Source organism: Pseudarthrobacter sp. RHLT1-30-1, assembly GCF_059383415.1.
This window is the reverse complement of sequence record NZ_JBWZCG010000051.1, coordinates 1-12,446: the sequence shown is the minus strand read 5'-3', so window position 1 is coordinate 12,446 and position 12,446 is coordinate 1. Positions and strand designations below refer to the sequence as shown.

6 protein-coding genes are annotated in these 12,446 nt (G+C 65.5%); 2 read left to right on the top strand and 4 right to left on the bottom strand.

Features of this window, described 5'->3' with window-relative positions; translation table 11 throughout:
- Positions 1-120: 120 nt before the first annotated feature.
- Genes AC50YM_RS20280 through AC50YM_RS20265 form a run of 4 tightly spaced genes read right to left on the bottom strand, consistent with a single transcriptional unit; the run spans position 121 to position 7,837 of the window.
- Positions 121-1,035 carry a hypothetical protein gene (locus tag AC50YM_RS20280; RefSeq protein ID WP_494958730.1) on the bottom strand — a complete coding sequence of 305 codons (915 nt, stop codon included), beginning with the start codon at positions 1,033-1,035 and terminating at the stop codon, positions 121-123.
- Between the two features lie 31 nt (positions 1,036-1,066).
- Complete coding sequence (locus tag AC50YM_RS20275; protein WP_494958729.1) at positions 1,067-4,210, bottom strand: efflux RND transporter permease subunit; 3,144 nt, start codon at positions 4,208-4,210, stop codon at positions 1,067-1,069.
- 1 nt (position 4,211) lies between these two features.
- A complete protein-coding gene (locus AC50YM_RS20270; RefSeq protein WP_494958728.1) occupies positions 4,212-4,667 on the bottom strand; it encodes a hypothetical protein in 456 nt (151 codons plus the stop codon).
- On the bottom strand, positions 4,664-7,837 hold the full coding sequence (locus tag AC50YM_RS20265; RefSeq protein ID WP_494958727.1) for an efflux RND transporter permease subunit: 3,174 nt from the start codon (positions 7,835-7,837) through the stop codon (positions 4,664-4,666). Before AC50YM_RS20265 ends, AC50YM_RS20270 begins: the two co-directional genes overlap by 4 nt.
- Before the next feature lie 769 nt (positions 7,838-8,606).
- On the opposite strand from AC50YM_RS20265, the gene leuS reads away from it, so the two are divergent.
- Both leuS and AC50YM_RS20255 read left to right on the top strand, forming a co-directional pair.
- The gene (leuS, locus tag AC50YM_RS20260; RefSeq protein WP_494958726.1) at positions 8,607-11,138 is read left to right on the top strand and encodes a leucine--tRNA ligase; all 2,532 of its coding nucleotides are present in this window, start codon (positions 8,607-8,609) and stop codon (positions 11,136-11,138) included.
- Between the two features lie 102 nt (positions 11,139-11,240).
- A complete protein-coding gene (locus tag AC50YM_RS20255) occupies positions 11,241-12,227 on the top strand; it encodes a DegV family protein (RefSeq protein WP_494958725.1) in 987 nt (328 codons plus the stop codon).
- Positions 12,228-12,446 lie beyond the last annotated feature (219 nt).

Sequence of the window (12,446 nt, the reverse complement as noted above, 5' to 3'; positions counted from 1 at the left end):
CAAAAAAACCAGGGAATGGGGGGGAAAAAGAGGGAAAAGAAGGCCCCAAGACAAGGGAAGAGCCCCGGCCAGCAAGCCTGGCCGAAGCTCTCCCTGTTCTTCGCCGGTGAAGATCCCGGGTCAGTCCCCTCGCCGGGGAGCTACCTCGACGGCGGGCGGCGTCTTGGCGTAAACATCCTTGCTGACCGTGTAGGCCCGGCTGTCCAGCTCCAGGGCCTGCTCGTTGACCTTCTTGAGCTGCGCATCGCTGAGCTTACGGATTTTCACGAGGTCCATGGTCTCCTGCTGGTCGCCGCCCACTGCGGTGACCTGCACGAGACCGGTGCCGGCGGAGTAGAACTTCTGCTGGTGGCCGGCGTCGGGCGGTTCGAGCGGGTTGTATTCGTCGATCACCAGCACATCGTCGTAGCATCCGGTCGGGACGCAGACGCGCTTGTTCGTTTCGATCACGTTGCCGCAGTCGAGGAAATCAACCTTGGGGGCATACGCCTGGACATACGCTGGTGTGCCGGTCCACGGATGGGCCTGCATGGCGATTCCGGCCTGTGCCCTGGCGATCCCGCTCATAAACGTGCTGGGCGCACCCACGAACTTTCCGTTTTCATACTCCTCCGGATACTCACCGAAGAGCCAGACGTCGTTATCCTCCGACTGGGCGAAGAACGCCAGCTCGGATTCAGCCAGCTCGCCGTCGGAGTAGTCCCGGTCCCACATCACCAGGGTGTTCACCCCGTCGATGACCTTGGTCAGGCCGGTGACGGTATGGACAACCTTGTGCGCGCTGGTTCCTTCCGGCGAGGTGACCGTGCCGTCGGTGGTGTACTGCATCCCTGGCTTCAGCGGAAACCACTTGTTGTTGATCCGCGGCGAGGCAGGGAATTCCCAGGGATCGAAGTCGATCTTCGAGCCCGGTCCGCAGAGCTCCCTTGGACCCGGTGCGGCGGTGGCGGTGGCCGCCGTCGTGACCGTCAGCGTGGCCAGCACCAGCAGCAGTGCCGAACCGTATGCGGTGAAGCGTTGTCCTCCTAAAGGCATGTCACAGGCTTCTCTCTTGGGTGGTGGATGGCTAGACGGCAGGCGCCGGCTGGGGCTGGTTGGGCCGGCGCTCACGCTTGGGGCCCTTCTTGGCGAACCGCAGGTACAGCGAGGGAACGATGAACAGGTTGACCAGCGTCGACGTGACGAGGCCGCCCAGAATCACCACCGCCATGGGATGTTCAATCTCATGGCCGGGGATGTTCCCCATCACCACCAGCGGCACCAGTGCCAAAGCGGTGGCGAGGGTGGTCATCAGGATCGGGGAGAGCCTTTCGGAAGCCCCGCGCAGCACCAGCTCAGGTCCGAACGTCTCGCCCTCGAACTGTTCCAGATGCTGGCAGTGGTTGATCAGCAGGATGCCATTGCGGGCGGCGATACCCATCAGCGTCAGGAAGCCGACGAGGGATCCCAGCGACAGGATGCCGCCGCTAAGGTGGGCCGCAATCACACCCCCCACCAGCGCGACCGGCAGCGTCAGGAGGGCCAGAATGGCCAGCCGCCAGCTCCGGAATGCCGCCTGGAGCAGGAGGAAGACCACGATGACCGCGCCCGCCGAGTAGAGCAGCAGGCGCTGTGAGGCGGCCTGGCGTTCGGCGTATTCGCCGAGCACAACCGCCTCGTAGCCGACCGGGAACTGGACCGACTCCATGTCGGACTTCAGCTTCTCCACAACCTTGGCAAGATCGCCTTCCTTGACGTTGGCGCTGACATCAATGCGCCGGGATCCCTCCGACCGCTCGATGACATTGGGGGTGGGTTTGACCGAAATTGAGGCTACGTCAGCCATCCGGATCCTTTCCCCGGAAGGGGTGTCGAGCGGGAGGTTCTCGATGCTGGTGACGCTGGTCCGGGTCTCCGGCGCGCTCCACACCTGGACGTCGTAGGCCTTGCCGTCCCGGTAGACGTCGCCGACTTCCTCGCCGGCGACCAGGGTGGCCGCGGCACGCCGCACGTCGCCGGGCTTGAGCCCGTAGCGGTTGGCGGCGTCCAGATTCACTTCCACGTTGATCTGCGGGATGTTGGTCTGGAGGGCGACCTTTGCGCCGATGGCCCCGTCGATGCCGCCCAGAATGCCTTTGATCTTGTCGGCCTCCTGGCGCAGCGTCGCCAGGTCGTCGCCATAGATGCGCACGACGACGGCGTAGCCTGTGCCCGTCAGGACCTCCCGGATGCGCTCCTTGAGGTAGGTCTGGACGTCCCGGACGATTCCGGGGTAGCCGCTCACGACCTCCTGCACGGCGGCGAGGGTCTCGTCGTAGTCCACCGCGGGGTCAACGCTGATCCAGTTCTCTCCAAAGTAGACGCCCACCACCTCGTCGGCGTTGAACGCCTGGCCAATGTGGGATCCGCAGTTGTTCACCCCCGGGATGGTCATGAGTTCCTTGCAGGCCAGCTGGCTGACCCGGACTTCCTCTGCGTTGGACGTGCCGGGCTGGGTGAGCCAGTGCATCAGGAAGTCACGTTCCTTGAAGGACGGGAGCAGTGATTGCCCCAGCAGCGGTGCCGCCACGAGGCCAATGACGCCCAGGGCCCCAAGGGCAAGATACCCCGGGGCAGGCCTGCGGACCATGGGCCGGAGTAGCTGGCCGTACCAGCGCTTGAGCACCCTCACCACGGGTGGATCCACGTCCTCCAGCGTGGCGTTCCGGAGGAAGATGTACGCCATCGCCGGCGTGACGGTGAGCGCAACCACCATGGACGCCATCACCGCGAGGGTGTAGGCGGTGGCCAGCGGGCGGAAGAACGCCCCGGTCAGCCCGTCCAGGAAGAAGATCGGTACCGTCGCGGCGACTATGATCAGGGTGGCATACACAATCGGTCCGCGGACCTCGAGCGAGGCGTTCACCACGACCCTGGCGGTGCTCCCGGTCCCGCCGCTGGCGCGGTGGTGCCGGAGCCGCCGGACGATGTTTTCGACGTCGATGATGGCATCGTCCACCACCACCCCGACGGCAATCACCAGCCCCGCAAGCACCATCGTATTAATCGTGCCTCCGGTCCAATAAAGCACCAGGGCCGCGGCCGTCAGCGACAAGGGTATGGCCATGACGCTGACCAGCGCCGTCCGCCACTGGAAGAGGAAGACACTCAGCACCAGGATGACCAGCAGGCAGCCCAGCAGAAGGGCCACGCCCAGGTTGCCGAGGGATTCCTCGATGAAGGTCGCCGGCCGGAATATCGTGGTGTCCACGGCAATCCCGGTGAGGCCGGGTTCGAGCTGCTTCAGCGCCTCTTCCACCCCGCGCGTCACTTCGAGGGTGTTGCCCCAGGGGAGCTTTTCCACAATCAGCATGAGCCCGGGACCGCCATTGATCACCGCGTCGCCGATCAGCTGCTGGTGGTCCTCCACCACGTTGGCGACGTCGGACAGCCGCAGCGGGGCCTGGCCCTCACGATCCTCCACCGCGACCTTCGCCAGTTCTTCCGGAGACTTGATGGCCTGGACGTGCCGGATGCCAATCGACTGGTTGGGTGTGTCGACCGAACCGCCCGTTCCGATGAGGGCGCCGGGGGAGTAGTGCAGCAGGCCCGCGTCCAAGGCATCGGACGTTGAGCTCATCACGTTTTCCAAAGTGACGTTGTTGGCTGCCAGCTTGGCCGGATCCACCTGCACCTGCAGCATCTGGAGGCGTTCGCCCCAGATGGCGACATTGGCCACCCCCGGAACGCGCAGCAGATGGGCCCTGATGTTCCAGTAGGAAATCATGGACATTTCAATGAGCGACCGGGTATCCGAGGACAGTCCGATTTTCATGACGCGGCTGGTGGAGGACAGCGGCTGCAGCATCAGCGGCGGGGCGGCCCAGGTGGGCAGGGTCGGGATGACCGTCGCCATGCGCTCGGAAACCAGTTGCCGGGCGGTGAGCAGATCCGTGCCGTTCTCGAATTCCATCACAATCGACGAGAGCTGGGGCACCGACTTTGACCTCATGTGGTCCAGGCCGGCGATGCCGTTGAACGCCTCCTCCATGGGTACCGACACCAGTTCTTCGACCTCGGCGGCGGTAAGTCCCAGGCAGGCTGTCTGGACCTCGACCTTCGGTGGCGCGAACTCGGGGAACACGTCCACCGAGGCACTGCTGAGTTGCGCGCCGCCCACGATCATCAACGCCGCCGCCATCGCGATGATGATCGATCTGAACCTCAGGCTGGCTGCGACGATCCGGCGCATGTCACTTCCCTGTGTTGAACTCGGTGCCAAACAGTTCGACGGCGCCGACCGTCACAACGGGAGTCCCCACCGCGGGGCCGTCGCTGGCGGTGACCACGCCGGCTTCGACCTTGCTGACGGTGACGGCCCGGCGTTCGAAGACCCGGGATGCCGGGTTGGTGTAGACCCAGGTCTTGCCGCTGGCGTCGTACAACAGCGAGGCGTACGGGAGCAGCACGTCGGTTCCGGCACCTGCCGCAGCAGGTTCTGTCTTCAGATCGATGCGGGCCAGGCCGTGTTCGGTCAGCGTCAGCTTCGCGATGCCGGTCGTGGCGTTCTTCTCCACTTTGGCGGGGGCTTCGCCGGCCGTTGCGGGGGTCACCGCGGCGGACTGGGCGCAGGCCGGAAGGGTGAAGAGAACGGCTGCACAGACAGTTGCCGCCAGGGGCAGGCGCCGTTGGGTCTTATTGCTGGTCATTTTGCTTCCACCTTTTCCTGCATAACGGGTTGAACAGGCACTTCTCCCTCGTAAACTTCCGACCACTCTTCCGGGGCGGTGCGGGGACCGAACCACAGGACGAGCAGAGGGAACACGAAAAGCGCCACGAGCGTTGTGGTCACGATGCCGCCGCCGATGATGACGAGCATGGGCGCGATCACCGCACGGCCGACACCGCCAATCAGTGCGGGCGCAACCAGCACGAGCACGGTCACCAGGGCAGACTTCAGGACCGGCGATACCCGGTCCCTGGCTGCCGTCATGACGGCCTTGGCGCGGGACAACTGCGGCTGGGAACGCCACAGCTCGTCGGCACGGGCCGAGAGCAACGTTGCGTTGCGGGCGGCAATCGCGAGGACAGCGGCGAAGGCAGTCATGGCAATCCAGGACATCGCCGCAGTACCGATCCAGGCGGCCACGGCCGCCCCGGAGAGAGCCGCCGGAAGGGACAGGAAGATGGCGAGGGCCAGCTTCCAGCTCCGCACCGCCGTCTGGAGCAGCAGGAACACCCCGAGGAGGGCGGCGACTGCAAGCCAAAGGACGAGGGCGTCGGCAGCCTGCAACTGGGCATACTTGGCCGGGATCTCCGCGTGGTATTCCAGGGGAAACTGGATCTGCTTGATGGCAGCTGCAATATCCCGCTGAACGTCGGCCAGCGGACGTCCGCTGACATCGGCCTGGACATCAATCCGCCGGGAGGTGTCATCGTGCATCACAACGACCTCGTTGGGGACCATCCGGACCGTGGCGATCTCGCCGAGCTGGACATGTCCGCCCGTGGGAGTATCCAAGAGCAGTTCACGGATGCTGGTCAGGTCATCCCTGACGTCAACCGCGCCGCGCACGACCACTTCGAAGACCTTCTGCTGTTCGAAAAGGTTGCCCACGACGATCCCCTGCATCAGGGTCGCTGCTGCTCGCCTGGCATCACCGGGCTTGATGCCGAACTTCTGGGCAGCCTCGAGATTGACCTCGACCTCCACGATCGGAGTCATTGGAACGGCGTTGATTGTCGGGTTCTTGACGCCATTGATGTTCTCGAGGGCTTTCCGGACTTCTTCGGCTTTCTCCCGCAGGACCGGCATCTCGGTGCCATAGACGCGGACCGCGAAGCCGGGCTCCAGGGTGCTGTGCATGTCGCCGATCTTCTGCTCGGAATAGTTCACAACGTTATGCGCGATGCCGGGGTAGCCCTGGACCACGTCGCGGACCGCCTGCTCCGTCGCTCCGAAGTCGGCGTCCGTGGCAATGGATACCCACAGCTCGGCGGCACTGCTTCCTACAACCTGGTCGGAGGTGATGGCGCGGCCGATGTGGCCGCCGACTCCTGAAACGCCAGGCAGCGCCTTCAGTTCATCAGAGGCCTTGGACGCGACCCGGCGCACCTCGTCGTTGGACGTGCCGGCCATGGAGTCCCACTGGACCAGCAGGGTCCTGTCCGGCAAGGTCGGCACGACCGGCCGGTTGCCGATCAACTGGGATCCGGCGGCCAGTCCGAGCGCTCCTACGACAGCAACTGCGACCAGCGTGAGGTTGCGGCGGGAACGCGCGCCAGAGAGGGCGCGGTCGTAGTTCGCGCGCGCCCGGCCGGCGGCGGGAGAGTCCCCCGGGGTCGCAGTCTCCTTAGGCAACAGGAGCTGCGCCAGCACCGGGGTGACAGAGAGGCCGACGAGCAGGCCGGCCGAGAGGGCCAGCACCAAGGACCAGAACAGCGGCGTGAAGAACGAGCCGCCGATCCCGGTCACGAACAGCGTCGGAATGAGTGCCACCACCATGATCAGCGTGGCCTGGAACAACGGGGTCCGGACTCCCCGGACGACAGCTACGATCCTGGACCTCAGCGTGGCTTCGGTTTCCGTGGCTTCGGTCACCAGCGGCCTGCGCCGCTGGGCCTGGACGTCCTCCACAATGTCGCCCACGATCACTGACATGGCCAGGACCAGGCCGACCAGGACTGTGACGTTGAGCGTGGCGTTTTGCGCGTAAAGGACCACGGCGGCCGTCACAACTGTGGTCGCAATGGCCGCGAGCGCAATCACGGCCACGCGCCACGATCGGAAAATCAGCCAGAAAAGCCCGACCGCGATCAGCAAGCTGAGCAACAGTGCCAGGCCCAGGCCGCTCACGGAATCCTGAACGGCGGTCGCCGGGCGGAACACGGTGGTGTCCAGCTGGACTCCGGTCAGGCCGGGTTCCATGTCCTTCAGTGCGGCCTCAATTTCCTCGGTGACCTGCAGTGCACTGGTCCCGGGGAACTTCTCGATGACCAGCATGAGCCCGGCGTCCTGTCCGACGACGGCGTCGCCGATGAGGGGCTGATGGTCTTCCCTGACCTGGGCTATATCGCCCAACGACATCGCCGGCGTCGAATCCTCCACGCTGACCTTGGCCAGGTCGGCCGGAGTCCGGATCGGGAGGACGTGCTGGATGCCGAGGCGCTGGCTGGGAGACTCGACGAAACCGCCGGTGCCCGGTGTGGACGCTTCGAGGAAACTCAGCGGCGATACCCACACCGCGTTGCCGGTGGTCTTGATGACCTGTTCGAGCGTGATTCCCTTGTCCCGCAGTTGCGTGGGGGTGACCTCAACCTGGAGTTGCTGCTCGCGCTGGCCCCAAATGGAAACGTTCGCTACGCCCGGAATGCCGATCAGCCGTGGTTTGATTTTCCAACGGGCCAGGACCGACATCTCGATGCCGGAGAGCTGTTTGGAGTTCATCTTGACCATCAGCACCCGGCTCGTGGAGGAGACGGGCTGCATGATCAGCGGCGGCGCGGACACGTTTGGCAGCGCCACGGCCTGGGTCATTCGTTCCGCGACGAGCTGGCGTGCCCGCAACAGATCCGTGCCCGGTTCGAAGACGAGTTCGATCGATGACAGCCCCGGGACGGACTTGGAGCGGATCTCGTCCAGCCAGGCCACCCCGTTGAGGAGGTCCGCTTCCATCGGGGACGTAATGAGCTGTTCCACCTCAACTGCCGAAAGGCCCAGCGCCTCGGTCTGGATCTCAACCTGCGCCGGTGCGAACTCGGGCAGGGTATCCACTGCGATGCGGGGGACGTTCACAACGCCGAAGGCAATAAGTCCGGCGGCGAGGGCGAGAACGAGGATGCGGAAGTGCAAACTGTACCGGGTTATCCAGCCAAACATGGCTAGGCCGTTTTCTGGTGGCTGCCGGTAGCGTCGATGCGCCCCGTTGGGAGAATTAATTTGCGCGGGACTGAAACGTCGAAGGGATACATGGCAGGCTCCTCAACCCAAGATTGGTGAATCCCCCCCAGAGATCTTGGGAGAATAGTGTTCCTATTCGAGGGCGTTGGCAAGGTCGCCGGAGTACCGGTAAACACGGGCGTTTGGAGGAGTCAGAAGGATGCAGTGCTGCGCATTCAACGGGAGTCCAGGGATTACGTGGATGGCTCCTTTGGGACCCTCGGATGCCAAGAACTGCTACCTGCTTATTTCTGCAAACTACTCGCCTGTTCATTTTTTGCACTTGTCGTCGCGGCAGATTTCATTATTAGTAGGTACTGCTGTTTCTCCGTTTTAGGTTTATAACAATTTGGGTCCGGCCAGGACCCGCCGGATTCTCCGCCTTTTCTCCCCGCCAGCTTCCAACCGGGCCGCCGACCATCGAGGGGCGGGCCATGCTCCACCCGCTGCGCGGCCAAAGGCGCTAAAGTGGTCCTATGCGTGCGATCCTTCCGCTTAGCTAGCCGCCCGGCATCCCGACGAGATCTCGGATTGCCGAGCGGCCGCCCCTCCGTGTCGAGGGGCTTTTGTGTGTCTGGACCCTTTGGGCGGACGGCGGGGAACGGGCGGGGCCGCTGATTAGCCTCCGCCCGGGGTATTTGGCGGTACAGGATTTGACGGAACAAGACTTGACGGAACATAAGGCTTGACAGAACAGAAGAGGCCAGCAGTGAGCGTTCAGCCGGAGACAGAGACCGGAACACCAACAGTCGCAGCCGAAGCCCCTGAAGAGGGGACCTACAGCTTCGCGTCCATCGAAGCGAAGTGGCCGCAGGTCTGGGAAGACCTCAAGGTCTTCACGCCCGTCGACGACGGGTCCAGGGAGCGTCGGTACGTGCTGGACATGTTCCCGTACCCCTCCGGTGACCTGCACATGGGCCACGCCGAAGCGTTCGCGATGGGCGACGTCGTCGCGCGTTACCTGCGCCAAAAAGGCTTTGACGTGCTGCACCCGATCGGCTGGGATTCGTTCGGGCTTCCGGCCGAAAACGCGGCCATCAAGCGCAATGCCCACCCCAGCGAGTGGACCTACGCCAACATCGACACCCAGGCGGCATCGTTCAAGCGCTACGCCATCTCCGCGGACTGGTCCCGCCGGATCCACACCTCCGACCCGGAGTACTACCGCTGGACGCAGTGGCTCTTCAAGCGCTTCCACGAGCGCGGGCTGGCCTACCGCAAGAATTCCCCGGTCAACTGGTGCCCCAAGGACCAGACGGTGCTGGCCAACGAACAGGTCGTCAACGGTGCATGTGAGCGCTGCGGCACCCCGGTCACCAAGAAGTCGCTGAACCAGTGGTACTTCAAGATCACCGACTACGCCGACCGGCTGCTCGATGACATGGACGAACTGCGCGGCCACTGGCCCGAACGCGTCCTGGCCATGCAGAAGAACTGGATCGGACGGTCCGAGGGCGCGCACGTCACCTTCGTGATCGAGGCCGACGGCGGCAAACCCGCCAAGGACGTCACGGTGTTCACCACCCGCCCCGACACCCTGTATGGCGCGACGTTCTTCGTGGTCGCCGCGGACGCGCCGATCGCCGTCGAACTGGTCACGGACGAGCACGCGGCGGCCCTGGACGCGTACCGCGAACAGGTCAAGGCGCTCTCCGAAATCGAACGCCAGTCCACCGAGCGGGAGAAGACCGGCGTCTTCACCGGCCGCTACGCGATCAACCCGCTGAACGGCGAGAAGCTTCCGGTCTGGGCGGCCGACTACGTGCTGGCCGACTACGGCACCGGCGCAATCATGGCCGTCCCGGCGCACGACCAGCGTGACCTCGACTTCGCCCGGACCTTCGACCTGCCGGTCCGGGCCGTGCTGGACGCGGGCGAGGAAGATCCCGCGGTCAGCGGCACCGCCACTTCCGGCGAGGGAACCCTGATCAACTCCGGCGCCCTGGACGGACTGCCCAAGGCGGAAGCCATCCCGGCCGCCATCGGAATCCTGGAGCAGCAGGGCACGGGCGGGAAGTTCGTGAACTTCCGGCTGCGCGACTGGCTGCTCAGCCGGCAGCGCTTCTGGGGCACTCCGATCCCGATCATCCACTGCCCCGCCTGCGGGGAAGTGCCGGTCCCGGACGATCAGCTGCCCGTCACGCTGCCGGCCGACCTGCGCGGCGAGGACCTGTCCCCGAAGGGGACGTCACCGCTGGCCGCCGTCGACAGCTGGGTTAACGTCGAGTGCCCCAGCTGCAGCGGCCCGGCCAAGCGCGACACGGACACCATGGACACCTTCGTGGACTCGTCCTGGTATTTCCTGCGCTTCGTCTCCCCGCAGTACACCGAGGGCCCGTTCGATCCGCAGAAGATCAACGACTGGATGCCGGTCGGCCAGTATGTGGGCGGCGTTGAACACGCCATCCTGCACCTGCTCTACGCCCGGTTCTTCACCAAGGTCATCCACGACCTGGGCATGATCGACGCCGACGAACCGTTCAGCGCGCTGCTGAACCAGGGGCAGGTGCTCAACGGCGGCAAGGCCATGAGCAAGTCCCTCGGCAACGGTGTGGACCTGGGCGAACAGCTGGACAAGTACGGCGTCGACGCCGTCCGGCTGACCATGATCTTCGCCTCCCCGCCGGAGGACGACGTCGACTGGGCGGACGTTTCGCCGTCGGGCTCGGCGAAGTTCCTGGCCCGTGCCTGGCGGCTGGGACAGGACGTCACGAGCGAGCCCGGCGTCGACTTCGCCGCCGGCGACCGGGCCCTGCGCACGGTCACGCACCGCACCATCGCCGACGCGGAAGCGCTGCTGGACTCCAACAAGTTCAATGTGGTCGTGGCCAAGCTGATGGAGCTGGTGAACGCGACCCGCAAGAGCATAGATGCAGCCGGCGGGGCGGGCGGTGCCGATCCGGCCGTCCGGGAGGCCGTCGAGACCGTCGCGGTCATCCTCAGCCTCTTCGCGCCGTATACGGCCGAGGATCTCTGGAACGTGCTGGGGCACCCCGCGTCCGTCGCCACTGCCGGCTGGCCGGCCCACGACGAGGCGCTCCTGGTCCAGGACACGGTGACCGCCGTGGTCCAGGTCCAGGGCAAGGTGCGGGACCGCCTGGAAGTCTCCCCGGGAATCGGCGAGGACGAACTGCGGGAACTGGCGCTGGCCTCCGAAAACGTCCAGCGGGCCCTTGACGGCCGTGGGATCCGCACGGTGATCGTCCGGGCGCCTAAACTGGTCAACATCGTCCCGGCCTAGCCGGGCCGGGCCGGCCGCCGGTGTGATCCGGCGGCCGGCCAACAGACCGTGTCCCGACAGCACAGCTTCCCGACAGCAAGAGCAAAGACCAGGAGGTGCTTCGTGCCCCACCGCGACCCCGCGGGGTGGCTGTGGCTGAAGGAGCGCCTTATCCCGCTCCGTCAGGCCCGCCGGCCCGAAGTTGCCCCCGCCGTACGCACAGCCATCGTCACAGATTCAGCCGCAGCACTGCCGGCGGATTGGGTCCGTGCCTTCTGCGCCGACGGTCGGCTGACTGTGGTGCCGATGCCAGTGATGGTGGGAACGGAAATCTACGGCGAAGGCGAGGACGACATCGCCGACACGATCGCCGTGGCCCTGGCCAGCGGCAAGCCGGTCAAGACCTCCCGTCCTTCGCCCGGGCAATTCGAGCAAGCCTATCTGGCGGCCCAGCGCCGTGGTTTCGAGGCTGTCGTATCGGTCCACATTTCCGGCGAACTGTCCGGGACTGCGGATTCGGCCCGGCTCGCTGCCACGCGCGTCAGCATCCCCGTGGAGGTCCTGGACTCGCGGACGGTCGGCATGGCGCAGGGGATGGCGGTCCAGAGCGCCGTGGTCGCCGCGGCGGACGGCAGGACCGCGGCGGAAGTGCGCGAGTCCACTGAACAACAGCTGTCCCGTACCAGGGTGTACTTTTACGTGCCGAGCCTCGAACAGTTGCGGCGCGGCGGACGTATCGGCGCGGCAGCCTCGCTTTGGGGGACCATGTTTTCGATCAAGCCCATCCTCGCGTTGGAGGATGGCAAGGTCGTCCCGGTGGAGAAAGTGCGGTCGGCGCCGAAGGCCATCGCGCGGCTCCTGGAGATCGCGGTGGCCGACGCCGCCGCCCGGCCCGAGGGGCAGGCAAGGCTGGCCGTCCACCATTTCGGTAATCCGGCCGAGGCAGAGCAGCTCGCCGCCGAGCTGACGGAATCGGTCCCCGGCTCTCCGCCCGTCCAGATCAGCGCGCTGCCGGCCGTGCTGGCGGCCCATGCCGGTCTGGGTGTGCTGGCCGTGATCGTGGGGGAGAGTGGCGCCCCCGCAGACCCCGAGACGTCAGCGCTGTCGTAGGAACGAGCCGGGCTCGAACGGGACGCTCGATCGGCTCAGCCATTGCCCGGCGCTGTCCGGCAATGCCTGGTGCGTGAAGAGTGTCGTAGGTCCTTGATGTACTTGGTTCATGGATATCTCGGCCTTGAGTGTGGAGAGCAGGGAGGCCCTGGCGGCGGTCGGGGCGGCGACGGCGGCGCTGTTTGCCTTCCCGGGTGCCGGCGCGGGCGCCGGCGCTGA

What these genes read in the sequence shown, in the direction of transcription:
- AC50YM_RS20280 (WP_494958730.1), bottom strand. Translation starts at nt 1,035, where the DNA reads ATGCCTTTAGGAGGACAACGCTTCACCGCATACGGTTCGGCACTGCTG.
- AC50YM_RS20275 (WP_494958729.1), bottom strand. Translation starts at nt 4,210, where the DNA reads ATGCGCCGGATCGTCGCAGCCAGCCTGAGGTTCAGATCGATCATCATC.
- AC50YM_RS20270 (WP_494958728.1), bottom strand. Translation starts at nt 4,667, where the DNA reads ATGACCAGCAATAAGACCCAACGGCGCCTGCCCCTGGCGGCAACTGTC.
- AC50YM_RS20265 (WP_494958727.1), bottom strand. Translation starts at nt 7,837, where the DNA reads ATGTTTGGCTGGATAACCCGGTACAGTTTGCACTTCCGCATCCTCGTT.